The organism is Flavobacterium hercynium (assembly GCF_002217285.1).
GTDB lineage: Bacteria > Bacteroidota > Bacteroidia > Flavobacteriales > Flavobacteriaceae > Flavobacterium > Flavobacterium hercynium.
The window spans coordinates 112,084-133,646 of record NZ_MUGW01000012.1; the positions used below are offsets into that span (position 1 = coordinate 112,084).

At 35.2% G+C, this 21,563-nt stretch carries 18 protein-coding genes, 1 tRNA gene and 2 pseudogenes; all 21 read right to left on the reverse strand.

Annotation, left to right across the window (positions count from 1 at the left end; translation table 11 throughout):
• Nucleotides 1–250: 250 nt before the first annotated feature.
• The 21 genes and pseudogenes from B0A66_RS06160 to B0A66_RS06265 all read right to left on the reverse strand — a co-directional run bounded on the left by B0A66_RS06160 (nt 251) and on the right by B0A66_RS06265 (nt 21,429).
• Nucleotides 251–1,255, reverse strand: a complete 1,005-nt coding sequence (locus tag B0A66_RS06160) for a type II TA system antitoxin MqsA family protein (protein WP_089048980.1) — start codon at nt 1,253–1,255, stop codon at nt 251–253.
• Nucleotides 1,252–1,617 carry a type II toxin-antitoxin system MqsR family toxin gene (locus B0A66_RS06165; RefSeq protein ID WP_089048981.1) on the reverse strand — a complete coding sequence of 122 codons (366 nt, stop codon included), beginning with the start codon at nt 1,615–1,617 and terminating at the stop codon, nt 1,252–1,254. Before B0A66_RS06165 ends, B0A66_RS06160 begins: the two co-directional genes overlap by 4 nt.
• A gap of 906 nt (nt 1,618–2,523) precedes the next feature.
• On the reverse strand, nt 2,524–3,474 hold the full coding sequence (locus tag B0A66_RS23120; protein WP_244283401.1) for a Fic family protein: 951 nt from the start codon (nt 3,472–3,474) through the stop codon (nt 2,524–2,526).
• A gap of 854 nt (nt 3,475–4,328) precedes the next feature.
• Nucleotides 4,329–4,565, reverse strand: a pseudogene (locus B0A66_RS23255) (DUF1016 N-terminal domain-containing protein); the annotation flags it as partial.
• A gap of 299 nt (nt 4,566–4,864) precedes the next feature.
• Nucleotides 4,865–6,088 carry a site-specific integrase gene (locus B0A66_RS06180; protein ID WP_089048983.1) on the reverse strand — a complete coding sequence of 408 codons (1,224 nt, stop codon included), beginning with the start codon at nt 6,086–6,088 and terminating at the stop codon, nt 4,865–4,867.
• Nucleotides 6,089–6,349: 261 nt separating this feature from the next.
• Nucleotides 6,350–6,437: transfer RNA gene (locus tag B0A66_RS06185), tRNA-Ser, on the reverse strand.
• A gap of 151 nt (nt 6,438–6,588) precedes the next feature.
• On the reverse strand, nt 6,589–6,987 hold the full coding sequence (locus B0A66_RS06190; RefSeq protein WP_089048984.1) for an acyl-CoA thioesterase: 399 nt from the start codon (nt 6,985–6,987) through the stop codon (nt 6,589–6,591).
• Nucleotides 6,988–6,990: 3 nt separating this feature from the next.
• Nucleotides 6,991–8,121, reverse strand: coding sequence for a 3,4-dihydroxy-2-butanone-4-phosphate synthase (ribB, locus tag B0A66_RS06195; RefSeq protein WP_089048985.1), 1,131 nt, complete (start codon nt 8,119–8,121; stop codon nt 6,991–6,993).
• Nucleotides 8,122–8,685: 564 nt separating this feature from the next.
• A pseudogene (locus B0A66_RS06200) lies at nt 8,686–10,116 on the reverse strand (LptF/LptG family permease); the annotation flags it as partial.
• 8 nt (nt 10,117–10,124) lie between these two features.
• A complete protein-coding gene (locus B0A66_RS06205; protein ID WP_089049019.1) occupies nt 10,125–10,817 on the reverse strand; it encodes a LolA family protein in 693 nt (230 codons plus the stop codon).
• Between the two features lie 7 nt (nt 10,818–10,824).
• Entirely contained in the window at nt 10,825–13,281 is a 2,457-nt protein-coding gene (locus B0A66_RS06210; RefSeq protein ID WP_089048986.1) for a DNA translocase FtsK, read from the reverse strand.
• A gap of 18 nt (nt 13,282–13,299) precedes the next feature.
• Nucleotides 13,300–13,674: a diacylglycerol kinase family protein gene (locus tag B0A66_RS06215; RefSeq protein WP_089048987.1), complete on the reverse strand. Its 375-nt coding sequence runs from the start codon at nt 13,672–13,674 to the stop codon at nt 13,300–13,302.
• A gap of 16 nt (nt 13,675–13,690) precedes the next feature.
• Complete coding sequence (gene tpx / locus B0A66_RS06220) at nt 13,691–14,188, reverse strand: thiol peroxidase (protein ID WP_089048988.1); 498 nt, start codon at nt 14,186–14,188, stop codon at nt 13,691–13,693.
• Nucleotides 14,189–14,482: 294 nt separating this feature from the next.
• Nucleotides 14,483–14,740, reverse strand: coding sequence for a DUF6952 family protein (locus tag B0A66_RS06230; protein ID WP_017495510.1), 258 nt, complete (start codon nt 14,738–14,740; stop codon nt 14,483–14,485).
• A gap of 91 nt (nt 14,741–14,831) precedes the next feature.
• On the reverse strand, nt 14,832–15,140 hold the full coding sequence (locus B0A66_RS06235; protein WP_007805605.1) for a thioredoxin family protein: 309 nt from the start codon (nt 15,138–15,140) through the stop codon (nt 14,832–14,834).
• A 225-nt stretch (nt 15,141–15,365) separates the two neighbouring features.
• Nucleotides 15,366–16,004: a peroxiredoxin gene (locus B0A66_RS06240; protein WP_089048990.1), complete on the reverse strand. Its 639-nt coding sequence runs from the start codon at nt 16,002–16,004 to the stop codon at nt 15,366–15,368.
• 137 nt (nt 16,005–16,141) lie between these two features.
• Nucleotides 16,142–17,755 (reverse strand): glycoside hydrolase family 3 protein, encoded by a 1,614-nt coding sequence (locus tag B0A66_RS06245; RefSeq protein ID WP_089048991.1) that lies wholly within the window; start codon nt 17,753–17,755, stop codon nt 16,142–16,144.
• A complete protein-coding gene (locus B0A66_RS06250; RefSeq protein WP_089048992.1) occupies nt 17,755–18,207 on the reverse strand; it encodes a GNAT family N-acetyltransferase in 453 nt (150 codons plus the stop codon). The genes B0A66_RS06245 and B0A66_RS06250 overlap by 1 nt, the downstream gene beginning before the upstream one ends.
• Nucleotides 18,208–18,234: 27 nt before the next feature.
• Nucleotides 18,235–18,576, reverse strand: coding sequence for a tetratricopeptide repeat protein (locus B0A66_RS06255; RefSeq protein ID WP_089048993.1), 342 nt, complete (start codon nt 18,574–18,576; stop codon nt 18,235–18,237).
• A gap of 23 nt (nt 18,577–18,599) precedes the next feature.
• Complete coding sequence (locus tag B0A66_RS06260) at nt 18,600–19,871, reverse strand: MFS transporter (protein ID WP_089048994.1); 1,272 nt, start codon at nt 19,869–19,871, stop codon at nt 18,600–18,602.
• Nucleotides 19,858–21,429 (reverse strand): glycoside hydrolase family 10 protein, encoded by a 1,572-nt coding sequence (locus tag B0A66_RS06265; RefSeq protein WP_089048995.1) that lies wholly within the window; start codon nt 21,427–21,429, stop codon nt 19,858–19,860. Before B0A66_RS06265 ends, B0A66_RS06260 begins: the two co-directional genes overlap by 14 nt.
• Nucleotides 21,430–21,563: the final 134 nt, after the last annotated feature.

The window sequence follows — 21,563 nt, forward strand, 5'->3', positions numbered from 1 at the left end:
GGAATGCCGAGACCATTGGAGATTTCAAGATGACTAATTATTCATCAGGACTATGGTAGGTCTCGAAGACTGTTTAGGAGAAACATGCTATTAAGGAACTTTTAGCAGTCGAACTTTAACAATATTTCTTAATTACGAAAACCGCAGTAGAAATACTGCGGTTTTTTTATGTGTACTGCTTGCCATTACTGGGCAGCTACTGAAATATTTGCATTAGTTCAAAGCAGGAAATTGGATGATAAAGTTAGGTTTATACGTGAATCAGATCAAATCCATAATTGTAGTTGATTTTGCGTTTGCCTTTCTCATTTTCTATCCAGGCTTTTTCTTGATGGCTAATGTCTTTAATTTGGCTAGCATTACATTTTGAAAATGTAGACGCAATCGTCTGTAGTGATTCTAATTCAATTTCATTAAATAAATCTTGATTAAATGATTTTGTTGGCGGTAAAACAAATTTCTCCCCAACGTACTCTCCAAAAGCCTCAATTTGAGTGTCAACCATTCTTTTGTTTGTTATATAATCAAACAATCCATTAAAACGTACAGGAACAGGGCCATAATTATGAGCCATGTATCTAGCCCCACTTATTGAATAGGCTGATTTTTTATAATTTAAGAAATCTGCATAGAACAAAAGTTTGTTCATTGTAGTTACAGTTGGCTGTAGCTTTTCAGAAAAATATACTACCATTTCAGAAAATTTCTGAATGTTGGGTTTTCTATATCCAGAAAAAACATTTGGCAGCATATTTTCAAACAGCATGCTTACGTATTTATTCTCATCTGAGCAAGCCTGTTCAATTTCTATTGCTGCATCTACTTTAGCAAGCACTTTGGTTTTTTCACCATCTTCCAGATCACTACTTCTAAGGACCAGATTTCTAAATATATTTGAGTCTTCTGATATTGTCTGAATTAAATTAGCATTAGCCATACTAGGAACTTCTCCCTTTTCATAATTTCTATAGCTGTTAGGTCCAAATCCTAATATTTGGGACATCCTATTTGCGGATAACCCATATTTTTTTCGGATGCTTATAATTTCATCTGCAAAAAGAATGTTATGTTTGGCTCGGTATTGATTGTAAACTTGATTTAGATTCATCTCATCTAATTCTGTTGTAGTAAACAGCTCATCGCTGTCTTCGCAATAATAACCTAAATGAAAATATTCAAACTCTTCTTTACGGAAAACCAGACGGCTTGTGCTGGCTCTCAAGGTCATTTCCTTGCCTGTAATTGGACTTTTCATAATTTTTCTATTTCTTGTTTAAACGGGAATTCCATAGGGTGCTCTGCCTTGTGAAATGAAATGCAAATGGCATTATTGGTGGCGCTTGATATGGTTAGTTTGATGTAAACTTCTTGTTTTTTAATAATTTTTCCAAAAATCCATAATTCCTTTCCATTAAATTGGGTTTCAGGTAGTGGTCCTTCACAATAATCTTCAATTTCTAATTGAGCAATTATTTCTTTTCTGGAATTAGCGGTAATTCCTAAGTCTGCTAAATCCTGCACGCTGTTTTTGGGTCTATTGACAAAAAATATATCCCATGTCTTTATTATTTGTTTGAGTTCCTGTAAAAAAGACTTGACAATGGCTTTAGTAGACATAATTTTGATTTTACAAGTCTCAAAAATATCTATTAATATTTAAAAATACAACTTTATAGTTGATAATAATTAAACAAACAATAATTATGCCACTTTAAAGTTAGTTGTTTTTATTGAATTTTCCAAATAAAAACATCAAATTTGAATAGTGAATTGTATAGCATAAAAATCTAATACAGTTTTGAACCTAAGCTTAAGGAGTACTGTTTTTACTAAGGTTCTGCTTTTTGCAAATGTACTGTGCGAAATAAATCAACTTGTGACTTCACTTAAACAACAGTCAATTGTCAATATATACAATTTGTTTTGTGAAAAAAAACATTGAGAAGTAGAAAATAAAAACAGGAGCTTCAGACTCCGCAACATAAAGATAACTCGTTGAATTCCGTAAAAAAAAAGGAAATATACAATCGGTAATGTTTGTGATAAACGCAGAGCGCAGGATTCGAACCTAAGACTTGAAACCTGCATATTCAAAAAGTAATATAAAAGTTGAATATGCAATGCGCGGATTAGATAAACCTTTAGGGGGTGCGACATATCAATTAGAACAATTTGTGAAAGAAAATATAGACAAATTAATTGAAAGCACTGAAAAATAATAGGCAATTATACAATTAGGTCCAAACTGCGGATACAATAGTGAAAACCAATTGTGCCGTCACTGTCGGCACAATTAGAAAGTTAATACCGAATCAACTTTGGGAAAATAAAGTTCAAGCATTATACAGCTAGTTAACAGGAAAATTGTCGTGACACTGTAACGACAATTGAGATCCATATTTTCAAACTCAGATAAAATCGTTAAAGATTACTGAAACTAATACAGTTTAGAACCTAAGCTTAGAAGAACTTAATTTTACTGATTTTATCGTTCCCTAAGATTGTGGCAATTTCAAATGTTTTTTATAGCAATGAAGCTATGAATGAAGCGAAAGGAATGATATCGCCTCCGGCACTTGCACTTTCTAGAGATGCCATATATTCGGCTCTTCTTTCGAGCGGGATAACGGTCCATGGATAGCCACCCGATGCCATCATGGAGTTCATTAAGAATCTGCCAATCCTTCCATTTCCGTCACTGTAAGGGTGTATAAAGACAAAAAAGAAATGTCCCAGCACAACTCGTACTCCTGCATTTTCTTCAGTTGCTAACAGATCAAAAAATGCTGGCATAAGATCTCTTACGGCTTCCATTGCAGGAGGAACATGTTTTGAGCCGCGTATGTAAATCGGCTGATTTCTGTAGCCGGCCAGATCAGATGGTTTTATAATACCAGCTGTTACGCTTGGTGCGAACATTTCTCTGTACCAAGTGGCATGATCATTATCTGCGGCAGTTCCCGGATTTGTACCACCCAGTATTGTTTCAATTGTTTTTTGAACCATTTGAAAAGCCTGCCAGTAGCCTCTGGCCGCCATTGCATCACGGGTCTGTCTGTCTTGTTCATTGATATCGGGCTGCCATGTGCCGCTGCGTACCCTTTCAATCAGGTCTGTATTAACTCGGTATCCTTCTATGGATAATGAGTTGTAGGCGTCATTGATGTAATTATCTTCAACTTGTTTTAGATACGCGGCTTGATTGGTTGGAAGACCTGGTGCGGGAGGGAAGATTTTTATGATTTCTTCTCGCATTTCGTTCCACATCAGTTCCATTCGGTTTACATGGGGTGAAATCTGGCGCTGTGAAAATATAATCGGGCTTTTGTGTGTAAAAGGGTCTAGTTCACGTACGTTATAATCTGCCGCTTTCATTCCATTTAGAATATCATTGGCAATTTTCGGACGATCAATGTTTCTGAATGCTCCGGCAATTCGTCCCGCAACTACACTCTTCCCGCCGTCGAGAAGCAATGCCAGTATTTCTGTGCCGTCTCGGAATGTCGAAAGAAGTGTTCTGGCATCAGTTGGATTCTGCTGGTAAAAGTTCTCGGGTAAATTTACTATACAGGCTGAAGTACTGTAAAGGCGAAGTCCGTTTTTGTCTGTGATTGTCTGGTTTTCTTCGGGAAGATTTGACCTGACTTCAAGAATTGCAGTATTATGTAGCAGATTTGTTATCTGATTTCGTCCCTGCGGCGCTCGTACCAGTAGCTGAGCTGGAACTGTTAGGTTTGCTGCATGTATCTTGGCTGATTCTTCAGGAGAGAGACACCACTCCCTGCCAAATCGTTCCGTGAGGTAAGATCCGGCAAAATTCCAATACGAGGCATACCATGAGGTGCTTTCTCCGGGAGTTTCATCCGGTCGTGAAGGTATGTACCATCCCCTCATCACCTCACGCAGAAAACCTTTTTTTACAAGACGTTCTCTGTGCGTGCGTGTAATTAAACGCGAGGGAATTGCAATGATTCCAGTCTGCTGTAGTTCTTGGAGTACCTGTAAAGATGCTGCGAGATTTTCTGATGGTGTTGCCATTGTTTTTTTACAAAGATAATAATTAGCTTTTAATGTTGTTCGTATATTAGCTTTTAATGCTGTACTAATATTAGCTTTTAGTGATGTATCAATATTAGCTTTTAGAGTTGTGTTGATATTAGCTTTTAATGCTGGTATAAATATAAGCTTATGTAGATGCTGCTATTTCATTTAAATATGCTAATAAAGATAATGCAGGAACTGCTGTTTCTGATAGAAGTAGAATATCTGATAGATATGCTGATTATTAAAAGAGCAGTTAAATTTCTTGTTCTAGGTTTAACACACCTTCATTCCCACTTGTTTTCTGTCATAATAAACTGTTTACTTGTCGCTCTAGCTGGCGGTCTTATGTCTAATTGTTTTTTAAGGCTTTCAGCAATATAGAGCTCTCTTTTTTCTTCATTATGAATAGATAGCAGGAGATTATATTGTGTGCAGCTAAATTGTGTCCGCACTGTGGACACAATTGGAAATGTTCTGTAAAATTTTCGATACCAATTTAATTGGCGGTATGAAAATCCAGTTCTATACTGACGCTGTTATTCTTCTGCAAGATATTTAATCAATTAAGTACCGTAAATCGGCTCTATCTTTTTCCTGTCGTTCAATTAGTACATGTAAACGTGTTTAAATTAGTAAACAGGATAAACTTTAAAAACTAAAAGACTATACTTTTTTGTGTCAATGTTAATTGCGTCCGCATTGCGGACGCAATTGGAAATGTACTGCAAAACATATAATGTGTTTCAGTTTACTTTTTTACTCTAAATGGATTAAAGCTCTTTAAGAGACTTAGATTCAGAAGTCTCTTGGTAAGCGTATGTCACCTAAACTTAGATTTCAGTTTCTCCATATCTTCCATAATGTTTACATCCAAAACTTTTGCATAATGCTGTGTCTGCTTGGTATTGGTATGTCCCATCATAGCTGATACGTTCTCCAGTCTTACTCCGTTTCCTAGAGTGACCGTGGTAGCAAATGTGTGTCTGGCAACATACCAGGTAAGATGTTTACTTATGCCGCAGACATCAGCGATTTCCTTAAGATAAGCATTCATTTTCTGATTGGAAATTTTCGGGACAAGACCTTTTTGTTGGTTTTTATATTTAGAAATAATTTTATCAACAGTAGGCAGTACTGGGACATTGGCTCTAATGGCAGTTTTGGCTCTGCTGGTCATAATCCATAAATTTCCTGTCGAATCTTCTGATAAGTTTCTTTCGGTCAGCTCCAAGGCATCGACAGGGGCATAACCTGTGTAGCAGCTGAAAAGGAATATATCCTTCACCTTTTCCAGACGGGGAGTTGGAAATATTTTGTTCTCGATTGTATTCAGTTCCTGCTGGGTTAGGAAAACAGCATCTTTTACGCTCAGCCTGCCGTCATAAATGTTGAATGGGTTTTTTATGATCAAGTCCATTTTAATGGCGTAATTGCAGGCAGTTTTATACATCTTCATATATTTTACCACCGAATTGTTTTTGATGCCTGTCTGATCTTTAAAACTGCTGTCATATTTAAGGAACTGCTCCAGTTTAAATACAAACGAGCTTGATAACTCAGATGCTAACATGTCTTCTTGTTTGTAGGTGCTGCTAATGAAGTTTAAAAGCAGATCTTTGGCTCTTTTGTATTTCTGCAGTGAGGCTGGAGCACGTTCTCCCGAGCTCACTCTTTTGGTGAAATATATATTGTATGTTTCCAAAATTTCAATTATGGTAGGCCCTTGTGGCTGTTCTATTTGGGCTTTGCCTGTAATTTCAGCTTTTAATAATTGAAGGTTAACCTCAGGATCAATTCTGAAGAGTTCAGTGAATTTTTTGGCTGCATTAAGCTGGAAAAGATCTAGTAGATTTTTGATTACTATTTCCTTTTCAATTTTAAGCTGGTTTCTAAGGTTATTAGTGCTGGCCCACCTTTCTTTTAAGATGGCTTGTCCGGTTGACATTGAAATTTGTCTGTCATTGTAACTCAAACGCGCATAGATGGGAGATTCGCCGTTCTTGTTTACTCTGTCGGATTTCTGGTAAAAAATTACTTTTAACATGTTATCTAGTTTTAAAATTAATAATCAAATTGAATTAAAAATTTTAAGAGAGCCCATTGATAGCAGGGAATTCCCGGGGAATTCTTTCTTTTTAGTTACCCATTTTTTAGAAAAAAGATTCAAAAAATGACTGGGTAACTAATAGGGTAACCGTTTTTTGATAAAACATGTGCTTTTTGAAAAGTGTGTAAAAACAAAAAAGCCTTTAAACACTAGTGTTTAAAGGCTTTTGACTTTTAAAGTTTCTTTTGAAACTTCTACTGGCGGAGAAAGAGGGATTCGAACCCCCGGACCTGTTACAGTCAACAGTTTTCAAGACTGCCGCATTCGACCGCTCTGCCATTTCTCCAGTATGTCGCAATCGTTGTGTGATTGCGAGTGCAAATATAAGACGCTTTTTCGGTTCTCAGAACTTTTTTCGAAGTTTTTTTCGAAGTTTTTTCAAATAACTTTTAAATATCTAATTATCAGTATTTATGAAAATTATATTTTTTTAAAATTTATTCTAAATCGTCTAATATTGGTGTTGGTTTCTTGTTTTCATCAACAGCAACAAACGAAAAAGTTCCTGAAACTACGGTTTCGCGAAGTTCAGAATACATTTGTTCCATAAAAATATCAACATGAATTTTGCAGCTTGTTCTTCCAACGCTATCCACTTTTGCAACTAATTCGATTAAAGTACCTGCCGGAATTGCTTTTTTAAAGTCAATTTGGCCTGTAGAAATCGTAACTACTTTTTTGCGGCTAAAACGGGTAGCGCAAATAAATGCAACTTCATCCATTAAATGCAATGCAGTTCCTCCAAATAAAGTGTCGTAATGATTCGTTGTACTCGGAAAAACTGCTTTAAAAATACGCGTTTCTGATTTTATAATTCTTTCTTCTACTGTTCCCATATATTAGTAATTTACGTAATCAGTAATTTCAAGTCCATATCCAATCATTCCCACACGTTTTGTTTGTTCTGTATTAGAAACTAATCTAATTTTAGAAATATCAATGTCATGTAAGATTTGAGCGCCAATTCCATAATCCTTGCTATCAATGATGACTTTTGGAGCTTCCATTGTACCTTCGGCCTGTAGATTTTTAAGCTCAGCAATTCTGTTTAGTAAATTAACCTGCATGTCCTGATTGATGAAAATTACGGCACCTTTACCGTTTTCATTAATCACTTTGAACATATCGTCTAATTGTTGCTCTGCATTGTTGGTCAAAGTACCTAATAAGTCATTGTTTACTTGCGAAGAGTGAATTCTGGTTAGAATAGGTTCTCCCAGATTCCATGTTCCTTTTGTTAAAGCAATATGTATTTGTTTATTCGTAGTTTGCTCGTACGCACGCAGTCTAAAAGTTCCAAAACGAGTTTCGATATCGAAATCTTCTTTTTTTACAATTAAGCTATCGTGTTGCATTCTGTAAGCTACTAGATCTTCAATAGAAACTAATTTTAAATTAAATTTCTTAGCCACTTTTATAAGTTCAGGCAAACGCGACATTGTTCCGTCTTCGTTTAAGATTTCGCAAATAACTCCGGCAGGTTTAAATCCGGCCAATCTCGCAAAATCAATCGCAGCTTCTGTATGTCCGGTTCTTCTTAACACTCCGCCTTGTTTAGCGATTAATGGGAAAATATGTCCTGGACGTGCTAAGTCATGTGGTTTTGTATTAGGATCAACTAAAGCTTCGACAGTTTTAGAACGGTCAGCAGCAGATATTCCTGTTGTTACTCCGTTTCCTTTTAAATCGATAGAAACTGTAAAAGCAGTTTCCATGTGATCAGTATTATTGGTAACCATTGCGCGTAAATCAAGTTCCTTGCAACGGCTTTCGGTAAGTGGCGTACAAATTAAACCACGTCCGTGAGTAGCCATGAAGTTAATCATTTCAGGTGTTACTTTTTCAGCAGCAGCTAAAAAGTCGCCTTCATTTTCGCGATCTTCATCATCGACTACAATGATTACTTTACCTTGACGAATATCTTCTATTGCTTCCTCAATGGTATTCAGTTGTATTTTTGTTGTTGACATTGTAAATGTGTGTTGTTATTTGTTGAATTCTGCAAGAATTTCTTTGATCTTGTTTTTATTGTAGAAGTAAAAAAAGATGTATAAAGGGAATCCCAGAATTAGTGTTATGTAAGGATTGATGAAATTTGACTTGTTTGTAATTTTACTGATTTCAGATAAAGTTTTGTTTGATTTGTTAACGAGTACGTAAAACAAAATTAGACAGACTAACTGTATAATAACAATTTTAAAGCTTAGAGGTCTTATTGCTGAGAGACCAATACTAATAGCGTATAAAATGAATATTATAATACTTTGATTTTGGAATAACTTAAAGTAATATTTCAACTTGAAATAATTCAAATTGTACAAATCGCCTGCAGCTAAAAGATCATCTTGCGTTATACCTCTGGTTTCAAGAATTTTTAAGATCGTGATACGCTGATCTGATGTATATTCAAATTGTTCTGCATTTTTTACAATTCGTATTAGAACTGAATCTTCCATTTTTGAATATTTCAGATATTCTTCGCTTTCAGTATTAAATTCAATTGAATCTAGTGTAATGATTTCTTCTTTAAAGCTAAATTCTTTACTGAATTTGTTGAACAGTTTTACAAACGGATCTGTAATTACATCAAAACTAATAAGTCCGTTGTCATTTGTTGCACGATACGTTAATAGTATAGCCAATGGTGCTAAGATAAAAGACGACATCCAACAGCCAAGAAAAGGAGACATTCCGCCTTCTTGTGATAATCTTTTTCCAAAAGTATTGATGAAGTGGAAGGTAATAAAAATTAAAATGGCGAATACAATAGGTAAACCAAGTCCGCCTTTTCGGATAATAGCACCTAAAGGAGCTCCAATAAAAAACATTAAGAAACAAGCAAATGCAATTACGAATTTTTCGTAAAGCGCTGTATAATGTTTGTTAATGTCTCTTTGCTTGTCTTTTAATTCTTTTTGAGTGGCTTCTATTGAGTAGATGTTATTGGTAACAGTACTGCTGGCCATTCTTAAAATGTCAGCTTTTTGTTTGTTGTTATAAATTGATAAAAGATTATTAGGAAGTGCTTTTTTCTTTTTCTCAGTCTTTTTTATTTTTGGTGAGAATTTAAGTCCAACTCGCTGATTGATGTTTTCAGTAAAGGATACAATCTCGTTTTTGTAGTTTTTGTTTAAAGAATCAAGCGTATAGCGTAATTCGTTAATATTCAGCATTCCATTTGTTCCACTCACATTTTCTTTATCTTCATCGATTTTACTTAAATCAGATAGATCAATGTTGATGATTTGCTTTTTGAATGCCGCTTTTACAAAGGGAAGTTTTGTACGATCCTCAAATTTTTTAGGAACGACATCCTGATAATAGTAACCGTCATTCAAAACTAATTTAAGAATACTGGATTTCTCACTACTAATTAATTCACCATCTTTTGCTTTTATAACCGTTTTGTTTTCACCCATGTTATTTGCTTTTTCATGGATGGTAACGCCAGTCAGAATGTTTCCGTTTTCGCCTGATTTTTTATTGACTTTAATATTGTAAGTACCAACGTCATTAAACTGACCTTCGGCAATTGCCATTGCAGGTTTAGCCTGAGCGATGTTTTTTCTAAAGTTGATGAATTTATATTCGGCATACGGAATCACATTATTGGCGAACCAAAACGCGACGATACTTAAAATTAATATAAAAACAGTCAAAGGGCGCATGGCTCTCTGAAGTGATATTCCTGAAGATTTCATTGCTGCAAACTCATAATTTTCGGCTAGATTTCCGAAACTCATGATAGAGGCTAATAAAACCGAAAGTGGTAAAACCAACGGAATTATTCGGGGCATTGAGAAAAGCAGGAATTTTATAACTAACATCAAGTCAAGATCTTTACCTGCAAGTTCTGCGATAAAAAGCCAGACGGTCTGAAGTATGAATATAAAAAAAAGGATTACAAATACCGTAGCAAATGTAATCAGAAATGTTTTTAGTAAGTATTTGTCTAAAATTTTCAACCTTGTAATTAATCTAATTTATTGATGTAGTATTTTGGATATTTGCTCGCTACAAATGTAAATTGATTTTTTGATAAAGGCTGATTGGTTTTAAAAGAATTAACGGTTAAAGTTGTTTTTGTTCCATTTTTACCCGTTTCAATCAAATTGTAGATGTGTTTTGTCTGAACATCAATACCTAAAAGAATCTCTTTTCTTTGATCTTTTGCGTTTGTAGGTGCTAATTTTATATATTGAATTTTTCTTCCTTTTACATTCTGAACGATATCCATGTTGAATTTATATCCGGAATTGAAAAAGGTTAACATTTTTGAAGGTGTAATAGCCGTATCGTCTTTTTCATTTACTTTAGAGATCGTAACTTCTTCGTCTTCTGGAACGATTGTATATGTTTTTTGACCGTCGAAAATTTTAGTAACACCCATGAAATTCAAAACATATTGATTTCCTTTCATTACTACATTTCCTTTGCTGTCCTGATTGATGTTTTCTTTACTGTTGTTTAAAGAGTATTTAAAGTCAATAGCAATATTATCGTAACTTTTGATTTTTGAAGTTACTTCGTTCAATAAATCTTTGGCTTTTTTATCCTGTGCCTGAATAGAAGTGAAGCTTAAAAGCAATACAATTGCCATTTGCAAACACTTTTTGCTCATGTTGATGATAGAATTGTTTTTGATTTCTTGAATTGTTGTTTTCATGATTGAATTAGTTTTGTTCATTGTTAAAAAATTGATCAAGAGCACTTAAGTCCGAAATGTTAACGCTTCGTGCTTTACTGCCTTCAAACGGACCAACAATTCCGGCTGCTTCCAGCTGATCGATCAAACGACCGGCTCTGTTGTATCCTAGTTTTAATTTTCTTTGCAGTAAAGAAGCAGAACCTTGCTGTGCATTGACAATAATCTCAGCGGCTTCTTTAAATAAGGTATCTCTATCAGAAATATCCATATCAAGATTAATGCCAGTTTCTTCTCCAACGAACTCTGGAAGTAAATAAGCTGTGGCGTATGCTTTTTGTGAACCAATAAAATCTGTAATTTTTTCAACCTCAGGTGTATCGATAAAGGCACATTGTACACGTACCACATCATTTCCGTTAGTGTATAGTAAATCTCCGCGTCCAATTAACTGGTCGGCTCCTTGAGTATCTAAAATAGTTCTCGAGTCAATTTTAGACGTTACTCTAAAAGCGATTCTTGCAGGGAAATTGGCTTTGATTAAACCGGTAATTACGTTTACCGATGGTCTTTGTGTTGCTATGATTAAGTGAATACCAATAGCACGCGCCAACTGAGCCAGACGGGCAATCGGAATTTCGACTTCTTTACCGGCAGTCATAATTAAATCTGCGAACTCATCGACTACCAGAATGATATAAGGTAAGAAGCGGTGACCTGCTTCGGGATTTAATTTTCTCGATTTGAATTTTTCGTTGTATTCTTTGATATTACGCACCATCGCATCCTTCAATAGCGAATAACGATTGTCCATTTCGACACAAAGAGAGTTAAGTGTGTTAACTACTTTGGCGTTGTCGGTAATAATGGCATCTTCGGTATCTGGAAGTTTAGCCAGGTAATGTCTTTCAATTTTGTTGAAAAGGGTAAGTTCTACCTTTTTTGGATCTACCAGCACGAATTTTACTTCAGCAGGATGTTTTTTGTATAAAAGAGAGGTTAAAACTGCATTTAATCCAACCGATTTTCCTTGTCCTGTTGCTCCCGCCATCAGTAAGTGAGGCATTTTCGCAAGATCGACAACAAAGGTTTCGTTAGAAATGGTTTTTCCTAAAGCAATTGGTAATTCCATTTCGGCTTCTTGAAATTTAGCAGAACCAATTACGCTCTTCATAGAAACCATGGTTGGGTTTTTGTTTGGAACCTCGATACCAATTGTTCCTTTTCCTGGGATTGGCGCGATAATACGAATTCCTAAAGCGGATAATGACAAGGCAATATCATCTTCAAGACTTTTGATTTTAGAAATTCTGATTCCTGCTTCCGGTACAATCTCGTATAACGTTACAGATGGTCCAACGGTCGCTTTTATTTGGGCAATTTCAATTTTGTAGTTACGAAGTGTATCTACAATTTTGTTTTTGTTTTCTTCTAATTCTTCTTGATTGATTGTAATTCCTCCAGTTGAATATTCTTTTAATAAGTCAATTGTTGGAAATTTATAGTGCGATAAATCAAGGGTAGGGTCGAATAAACCGAAATCAGCTACTAAGCGTGATGCCAGGTTTTCTTCGATAATATCTTCTTCTTCGGCTTTTTCAATAACAAACTCTTCTGTATGAACAGGAGGTTGTGATATTGGATTAATGTTCATTTGAAGAGGTTTGACAACCGGATTTAATTCCAACTCAGACGAATTCATAATCGTAGGTTTTAGAGCCTCTTTATTGAGTTCGAATTGAGTATCATTCGTTTTAAGGTGAATGTTGTCTAATTCCGGATCTTCTTCTATAATTTCTTCTTTTACAACAGCAAATTCTTCTAAGTTATAAGCACTTTCAGGTTGTTTTGCTGTTTTTAGAGCATTAAGCTCTGATTTTAAATCTTTTTTAGTAGAATCAAAGTATGACTGAATTTTTTCAGGAGATAATTTGATTTTGAAAATCAAATAAATAATTAGTCCAAACAGAAGGGCTAGGAGCGTTCCTGTTTTTCCGATATAATCTTGTGCAAATAAATTTAGTTCGTAACCAATTGTTCCGCCTAATTCGGGTGCTGATGTAGCAAAAAATCCGAAGAGAACAGAAACGATGATAATAGCAAAAAGGTCCCAAAACCAAATATTTTTAAGCTTTCTCAAAGCTAGCTCTAGAGCCAAAAACATTCCGGTAAGGAAAAAAAGACGCACAAATATAAAGGCAGCGATTCCAAATCCTTTGTATACAATAAGATCTGATAAAAAGGCTCCAAATTTTCCGAGCCAGTTTTGAACAACCTCAGAGCGATCGCCAAGTCGGCTAACAGCGCTTTGGTCAGCTTGTCCGTTGATGTAGAAGGAGATGAATGCTACTAATAGTGCGATAGAAAATAGTATCAAAAGACAGCCTAAAACAAAGCGTTGTTGTTTGTTAGGTCTCCAGGATATTAAACTCCCGATTTTTGATGCTGTTTTTTTTTCTGCAGTTTCTTTTTTTGTTTTTGCCATTCTTGCGTTACGTATTGCCTAAATAAATTTTGGAATATAAATGATCAAACCAATTGCTATTGCTGTCATTGCGGCAAAAAATACCGCTCCTGCAGCAATATCTTTGATGAATCCGATTCTTTGGTGATAATCGGGATGAATAAAATCAGCAATTTTTTCAACTGCTGTATTTAATCCTTCGATACTCATTACTAATCCGATTGCCATTGTTTGAAAAAGCCATTCGGTTGGTGTAATGTGCAAACAGAATCCGGCAATGGTCATGATAATTCCCAATGAGAATTGGACCATGATGCTGTGTTCTGTTCTGATAAGTTTTACAGCGCCGTTAAAAGCATATGACATGCTTTTTAAACGGCCTGTAACAAAAGTGTTATCTTTTTGAAACTTCATTTGTAAATGATATAATTTATAGTGCTGCTAAAGCCGCTTCGTAATTTGGCTCATTTGCAATTTCAGCAACTTGTTCTGTATGCAATACTTTTCCGTTAGCATCAACTACAATAATAACTCTTGAGTGTAAACCTGCCAATGGTCCGTCTGTAATTTCTAAACCGTTTGCTTTTCCGAAAGTTCCTGCTTGAAAATCAGATAAGTTTACTACGTTTTCTAATCCTTCTGCACCACAAAAACGTTTTTGAGCAAATGGTAAATCTCTTGAGATACATAAAACTGTTGTGTTCTCTAAGTTGCTTGCACTTTCGTTGAATTTTCTAACAGAAGCAGCACAAGTTCCTGTATCTACACTTGGGAAAATGTTTAAAACTAATTTTTTACCAGCAAAAGTACTTAATGAAGCAACTGATAAATCGTTTTGTACTAATTTGAAATCAGCTAATTGTGATCCAACTGTTGGTAATTCTCCTGAAGTATGAACTGGATTTCCTCCTAATGTTATTGAAGCCATGATGTTTGTTTAAATTAAAATGAGGCTCAAAAGTAAGGATTAATATTTGAATCTAAAAGTATTTGTTGTTGCTAACGATAACAAATTGGTTGCTCGCGAGAGGGATAGGAGCTGGCTACCGAAGTAGCGCGGATAGCCCGACAGCATTGGGGAAAGGGGCGAATGAAGACAAAGAAAGGCAGCCCCTTTTTCTAATGGTGTCTCGCCCAAATTATATTATGCTCATAAAAAAAGCGCTTCTTTTTTAGAAACGCTTTCTTGTGTCATGTTTTTATTCTCAGAAAATTGTGCCGATTATTTATCGATCGAACCCAAAACGCGTTTCATAAACGCATTTAGAGCTTCTTTTTTGTCTGTGCCCTGAACTACCATTTTGTGTACTTCGAGTGCACCATACATATTGGAAATTAATTCGCCAATTACATCTAATTCTTCATCTTTTAATGAAGGAATTTCGGTCATCGCTTCAAGTACTTCAATGGTTTCAATGATGTAATCCTGATCGTTTTCTTCGATGAATTGGGTTAATTGTTTTATTACTGGTAACTTCATTTTGTTGATTGTTAGATTGCTAGATTATTGGATGATTCGATTTTTAGATAAAGATTCGAAAAATCTAACAGTCTAAAAATCTAAGCTCTATTTAAGCGATTGCGTTTACCAAATCGATTAAAACTTCTTGTTTGTTGGTTTGTGTTTCTCCAACTAATTGTCCGTTTACAAAAGTCGCAAAAGTAGGCAGGTTGCTTACGTTGGCTAACTTTCTTGATTCCGGTGAATTTTCAGCATCAACCAAAACAAAAGTGATAGCTTCATTTTCTGTTGCTAATTTTTTGAATTTTGGTTTCATAATACGGCAGTTTCCGCACCATGAAGCTGAATATTGTACTACTACTTTTTCGTTTTTAGCAACTAAATCTGCTAACGTATCTTCGTTTAAGTCGATTAACATGTTGTTTTTTTTAAGGTTCAAAGTGGCAAAGGCTCAAAGGGACAAAGTTTTATAACTTCGTAAAATGATTGTAACAAAAAGGCTTTGTTGTGTGAGCTTTACCGATTTTTTTTAGAAGTATTATAGTAGCAAAGGTTCAAGGGTACAAAGTTTAAAAACTTTGTAGATTGTGCAAAGAAACCTTTGCCACTCTGTACCTATGAACCTTTGTACCTTTATAAAAAATTAGTTTGCGCTTAAGTATTCAGCTGTACTAATTCTGTCTGCACTCATTGCTTCTTTTCCAGCTTCCCAGTTTGCAGGACAAACTTCACCTTTTTCCTGAATGTGTGTGTAAGCATCTACCATACGTAAGTACTCGTTTACGTTACGTCCTAATGGCATATCGTTTACACTTTCGTGGAAGATTTTTCCAGTTTCGTCGATTAGGTAAGTAGCTCTGTAAGTTACGTTTGAACCTTCGATTACTACTGAATCAGTTTCTTCGCTGTAGCTTGTAGATTCGATATCAAGGATACCTAAAATGTTTGCTAAGTTACGGTTTGTATCAGCTAAGATTGGGTAAGTAACACCTTCGATACCACCGTTGTTTTTTGGAGTATTTAACCACGCAAAGTGTACTTCGTTTGTGTCGCATGAAGCTCCGATTACGATTGTATTTCTTTTTTCAAATTCTGGTAATGCAGCTTGAAAGGCGTGTAATTCAGTTGGACATACGAAAGTAAAATCTTTTGGGTACCAAAACAATACTACTTTTTTGTTGTTGTTTACTGCTTCTTCAAAGATGTTGATTTTTAAATTATCACCCATTTCTGAGATAGCATCTACTGCAATACTTGGAAATTTTTTTCCTACTAAAGACATATTTTTCGTTTTAAATTAAAAATTTAGTTTCTGGTGCAAAAGTAGGCAATAAGTAATGTTTCTTACAATAAGAAGTAATTATAAAAATTTATTTCGTAATAGTTTTTTGTTATTGTTTTGAAGTGTGGTTTTGTAAGTTATTGAAGTTCAATATTTACGGGTAGATTTCCTGGGCATGAACTATTTTCAAGAAATTGAATTCCCGCAACTTTTTGAAACTCGGTAAAATCCTGATACACTTCAAAAAGTCCGATTGCTTTTTTAAGGTGAGAAATTAGAGGCAAAACATACGGGTTTCCAAATACATAGAGAATGCATTTTTTGTTTTGCAATAAATTGGATAGCAATGCGAAAACCTCATTATCGACATCAAAATTATTCAGCGGTTTTGCTTTTGGAACAAATAAAGAAATAATGATGGTGTCGAAATTTTCAAGTTCTTTTTCGATTGCTTTTATATCGGAATTGGCTAGATTTTCGAAAGCAAATTCAGGAGAATGTAATTCAGAATTTAAAGTTTTAAAAAATGTGTTTTCGGTATTTTTATACAAACTAAGTTTTACTAACTTGTTGTTTTTGTGTGCTTCAAATGCTGTTTGGCTGCTTGAGTGATCAATGATTTTTGTAATGGAATTTTGAGCAATTTCAAGGTTTAATGCCGATGCTTTTTCGAAATTTAATTCACCTGAAGTAAAATCATTAGGAGTTAGAATGCCAACTTTTTGTTTGGCTTTCATAATTCGGTTAAAACTTTCTTCGATACGTTCCGGTGAAGCATTTTTAAGAATGGCTTCGATACCTTCGGGAACATTTTCTGCAAAGCATAAAATATCGTTTCCTGCATTAAAGGCTTCCCATTCTAATTCGCCTTTGGTTTCATAAAGTTTAGAAACACTGTGCATGTTTAAGGCATCAGAAATTACTAAACCATCATAACCTAATTGTTGACGTAAAAGGGTTTCGATTATAGGTTTTGATAAGGTTGCCGATGTGTTTTTTCCTTCGTTTAAACTTGGAACGGCTAAATGTCCAATCATGATGGAGTCGACGTTGTTTTCGATTCCTTTAATAAAAGGATACAATTCGTTTTCCAGTAATTCTTCTAAGGTTTCGTTTAGTACAGGCAATCCTAAATGCGAATCGACATTGGTGTTTCCGTGTCCGGGAAAGTGTTTTAGACAACCTAAAATACCAACTTCAGACATTCCTTTAAGATATTCGACTGCAAAGTTTGCGACCTTTTCTTTGTGCTCGCCAAAAGAACGATAGCCAATAACGGGATTGTTAGGATTATTGTTGATGTCTGCCAAAGGCGATAAATTATAATGTATTCCCGCTGATTTAAGATCTAAACCAATTTGCTTTCCTACTTGGTAAACGAGTTCGGCTTTGTTTTCAGGCAAAGCGCCAAGTGTTATAGCGTACGGATATTGTGGTGTTTTTTCGATGCGCATGGCTAAGCCCCATTCGGCATCAATGCTGATTAAAAGTGGGGTAGAAGCGGCTTTTTGATAACGAATGATTAGGTCTTTAATTTTTTGGTAACTATCATCATTAAAAACGACTTTGTTTTTGCTTTCGTAGTTCGTAGCAGCGCTGGCACGACTATGAAAAAAGGTTAGTCCGCCAATGTTGTGTTCTTTGATTAAACGTTCTGTTTCCTGAATGTTTTCTTCGGTATCGTTTATAAAAACGGCAGGAAAAAAGAATTGCCCTATTTTTTTTTCTAATCCTTGAGTTGTTATTTTCATTATTGTAAAGTCTTTTTCATGCAAACACTGTTTTCAATGTTCTCGTATGGGGGATAATTAGGAATTTCGGCATAACCCGATTTTTGATATAATGCAATAGCTTCAGGTTGTTTTTTTCCGGTTTCTAAAACGGTGAAAGGATAATTTAGTTCCTTTGCCCAAAGTTCCAATGCTGTTAAAACCTGAGAGGCGATTCCTTTTTTGCGATGATCCGGAGAAACATACATACGTTTGATTTCGACGCTGTAATTTTCTTTTTCTCTAAAAGCGCCACAACCTACAGCAATGTCATTTTCATAAAGTACAATGGCGTGCTTTATTTTATCAATTTTATTGAATTGATTATAGAAACCGTGTTCTTCTCCGTCTCTGATTTTTAAATCCTGATCTAATAAAGCTACCAGATTTATAAAATCGATATCGTCAGAATTGGTTCTTTTTAAACGGATCATGATGCAGGAATTAGAATGGTTTTATTTTTATTTCAGTTTGCTTTTCTTTTGTTTGGCAAGCTGTGCTTTCGTGTACAATGCTTTTTCAAGTCGGTTTTTAAATCGAAAAAGTTTAGGTAATCCTTCGATTCTGTCTTCGATGGTAATTTCTTCAAAAACTACAATTGCTTTTTCTAATACGCGAATTTCGTTTTCGATATCGTTTTGGTTTTTGTAAATCGTCGCTAACCGATCATAAGGATGATTTCCTTTAAAGCTTTCCTCGACATTTTCCTCATATAATTCAATTGCCTGATCTAAATTTCCTGTTTTCTCGAACTCAGATCCTTTAAGGTTGCGTTCGGCCTGCAAATTCTCATTGATTTCCATATGTAAGATGTTTGATTTGGGGTTTAAACTTCTTCAGATTTTTTCCCAAAGTCTTTCGGGAAAATTAAAAAACGTGATAAAATAATTCCTGGAATTGTAGCAAGAAAGACCCAAATGAAGAAGTTTCCGTATCCCAGATACTTCTGTATAAATCCACTTACCATTCCCGGAAGCATCATTCCTAATGCCATAAAACCTGTTGCGAGCGCATAATGTGAGGTTTTAGATTCTCCTTCGGCAACATGTATCAAAAACATCATAAAAGAAGCAAAACCAAATCCGTAGCCAAATTGCTCTATAATTACAACGGCGTAAATATAATAAATTGAGGTGGGATGAAAATGCGCCAGTAAAACAAAACCAAGAATAGGCAAGTGCATAGCCAGAATCATAGGCAGCATCCATTTGGTTAATCCTTGTTTGGAGATTGCAATTCCGCCCAGAATTCCGCCAATAGTTAACGACAGAACACCAAATGTTCCGTAAATTAAACCTACATCTTCTGTTTCTAATCCCATTCCGCCCACATTTACAGGGTCGACTAAAAAGGGTGTTAACATTTTAAGCAATTGTGATTCTCCTAATCGAAAGACCAGAATAAAAGCAAGAACAATTCCGATTTGTTTCTTTTTGAAAAAGCTCACAAACACAGAGGTAAAACTTTTACTGTCGTCTGAAGATGCAATTTCAGGGTTTACTATTTCTGATTTTGGAGTGGTAAAAAAGTTGTAAACGGTTAAGGCTGCCATCAATAATCCAACAAAAATCATGGTATACGACCAGGCTTTTGTTTTATCAGCGTATTGATGTTCTAAATAACCGGCTAAAAGTACAACAAGTCCGTTTCCGGCTAAAAGCGAAAGACGATAAAAGGTGCTTCTTATTCCTAAAAAAAAGGATTGCTGGTCTTTGGCCAAAGTCAGTAAATAATAACCATCTGTGGCAACATCATTGGAGGCAGAAGCAAAAGCAGCCACCCAAAAAATAGCTAAACTCAGTATAAAAAACTGATTTAACGGAATAGTAAAACCAACAATAATAAAGGCAATGGAAATCACCAGTTGCATGGCAAGAAACCATTTTCGTTTAGTGCTGTGCAGATCGATAAACGGACTCCACAAAGGTTTGATAACCCATGGTAAATATAATAAGCTGGTGTAAACACCAATATCTTCATTATTGATTCCGAGTTTTTTATACATTAAAACCGAAACGGAAATAATGACAGCATAAGGCAAGCCAGATGCAAAGTTAAGTGTCGGAATCCAGAACCACGGCGTATTATCTGTTTTCATTTGGTTGCGCAGGTGAGTATATTTTAAATGTCTTTTTTAAATCGATAGTAGTCGGAGTACTTTCGTTCGCAAAATAATCAATAAATGTCACAGCACAAGCTTTATATTTATTCATTTTTGATGTTGGAATCGAAAAAGCAATGCTGTTGTCTGTTTCTGTAACTTTTATTTTATCGACAATTTGAGTGGCATCGTTTGTATTGATTTTAGAAATATGCTCCGCTCCATAAATTACAATATAACGCACTTTTGTATTATAAGGTGATTTGATGTTGAAGTTAAAGAACAAACTGTCTTTTGAAAATTCGTTCACCGTTGGAATGTCAATTACAATACGCTTCAAATTTGGAACTGCCGGTGGAAGTGCCGGATATTTATATTGATTTTCGCCTAAAAGACGCACCACATCAAAGTTTTTGCTTGTAAACCATTTAGCGCTGTAATAAGAACTTCCGCCTACTTTTTTGAAACTTCTCGCAAAATCTACCTGATTTGGAAGTTCAGCAGCAAAGTTCCAGCTTTTGTCGCCATCGTTTCTGATTTTATAAGAAGCATGTCCGATATAAAGTGCTGTGTTATTAGAATTTTCAGACCACCATTTTACTAGTTTAGAATACGAAGCACGAGGATTATTCATACTCCAGTATAATTGAGGCATAATATAATCGATCCATTTTTGATCCATCCATAATACAGGATCTGCATAAAGATCGTCGTAATTTGAAGTTGATTGTGTCTCAGAACCTTTTGGATCCATTGATTTGTTACGCCAAACACCAAACGGACTAATTCCGAACTGAACCCAGGGTTTGCTCGTTTTTATTGTCGTAGAAATCGTGTGTACAAAGTTACTCACATTAGCACGACGCCAATCGCCAAGAGTTAAACCTGAACCATATTTTTTGAAGGATGCAGTATCGTTAAATGTTTTTCCGGCAACGGCATACGGATAAAAATAATCATCAAAATGAATGGCATCGACATCATATTTGTCAACCACTTCTTTTACGACTTTAGTCAAATGTTCCTGAACGGCTGGTAAAGCAGGATCGTAATATAATTTTCCGCCATACTCAATCATCCATTCCGGGTGTTTGAAAACATCGTGCGTTGGGCTCAAAAGATTTTTGTTTAAGTCAAACGTAGCACGATACGGATTCATCCACGCATGAAATTCAAAACCTCTTACGTGGGCTTCTTCAATCATCCAGGCAAGTGCATCATAATAAGGAGCAGGTGCCTGACCTTCTTTTCCGGTTAGAAAACGAGACCAAGGCGCTAATTCTGAAGGGTAAAAAGCATCACCTACGCTACGAATTTGTACAATTACGGCGTTGTAGTTTAGTTTTTTATAGGTGTCGAGAATTTCAAGATAATCGGCTTTTTCTTTTTCGACTGCATCTGTAGCCGTTTTTGGCCAGTCGATGTTCACAACAGTTGCTATCCAGACACCTCTAAATTCGGTTTTAGGATGTTGTAATCTTTCTTGCGAATTTACATTCCATCCAAAGAATAATAAAAATAAGATAGTATATAGGAGGTGTGGATTTTTTTGCATTTCAATCTTTTTTAAAGAGTATTCAAAAATAGTTTTTTTAACGGATTATAATAAATAATTAAGAAATTATAATTTTAATTCTATTTATTTGTTAATAAGTCTTTTGAACGGCGATTTACACGATTAGTTGTGCA

Coding starts and splice junctions, on each gene's coding strand:
- B0A66_RS06160 (WP_089048980.1), bottom strand. CDS start 1,255: ATGAAAAGTCCAATTACAGGCAAGGAAATGACCTTGAGAGCCAGCACA.
- B0A66_RS06165 (WP_089048981.1), bottom strand. CDS start 1,617: ATGTCTACTAAAGCCATTGTCAAGTCTTTTTTACAGGAACTCAAACAA.
- B0A66_RS06180 (WP_089048983.1), bottom strand. CDS start 6,088: ATGTTAAAAGTAATTTTTTACCAGAAATCCGACAGAGTAAACAAGAAC.
- B0A66_RS06190 (WP_089048984.1), bottom strand. CDS start 6,987: ATGGGAACAGTAGAAGAAAGAATTATAAAATCAGAAACGCGTATTTTT.
- ribB (WP_089048985.1), bottom strand. CDS start 8,121: ATGTCAACAACAAAAATACAACTGAATACCATTGAGGAAGCAATAGAA.
- B0A66_RS06205 (WP_089049019.1), bottom strand. CDS start 10,817: ATGAAAACAACAATTCAAGAAATCAAAAACAATTCTATCATCAACATG.
- B0A66_RS06210 (WP_089048986.1), bottom strand. CDS start 13,281: ATGGCAAAAACAAAAAAAGAAACTGCAGAAAAAAAAACAGCATCAAAA.
- B0A66_RS06215 (WP_089048987.1), bottom strand. CDS start 13,674: ATGAAGTTTCAAAAAGATAACACTTTTGTTACAGGCCGTTTAAAAAGC.
- tpx (WP_089048988.1), bottom strand. CDS start 14,188: ATGGCTTCAATAACATTAGGAGGAAATCCAGTTCATACTTCAGGAGAA.
- B0A66_RS06230 (WP_017495510.1), bottom strand. CDS start 14,740: ATGAAGTTACCAGTAATAAAACAATTAACCCAATTCATCGAAGAAAAC.
- B0A66_RS06235 (WP_007805605.1), bottom strand. CDS start 15,140: ATGTTAATCGACTTAAACGAAGATACGTTAGCAGATTTAGTTGCTAAA.
- B0A66_RS06240 (WP_089048990.1), bottom strand. CDS start 16,004: ATGTCTTTAGTAGGAAAAAAATTTCCAAGTATTGCAGTAGATGCTATC.
- B0A66_RS06245 (WP_089048991.1), bottom strand. CDS start 17,755: ATGAAAATAACAACTCAAGGATTAGAAAAAAAAATAGGGCAATTCTTT.
- B0A66_RS06250 (WP_089048992.1), bottom strand. CDS start 18,207: ATGATCCGTTTAAAAAGAACCAATTCTGACGATATCGATTTTATAAAT.
- B0A66_RS06255 (WP_089048993.1), bottom strand. CDS start 18,576: ATGGAAATCAATGAGAATTTGCAGGCCGAACGCAACCTTAAAGGATCT.
- B0A66_RS06260 (WP_089048994.1), bottom strand. CDS start 19,871: ATGAAAACAGATAATACGCCGTGGTTCTGGATTCCGACACTTAACTTT.
- B0A66_RS06265 (WP_089048995.1), bottom strand. CDS start 21,429: ATGCAAAAAAATCCACACCTCCTATATACTATCTTATTTTTATTATTC.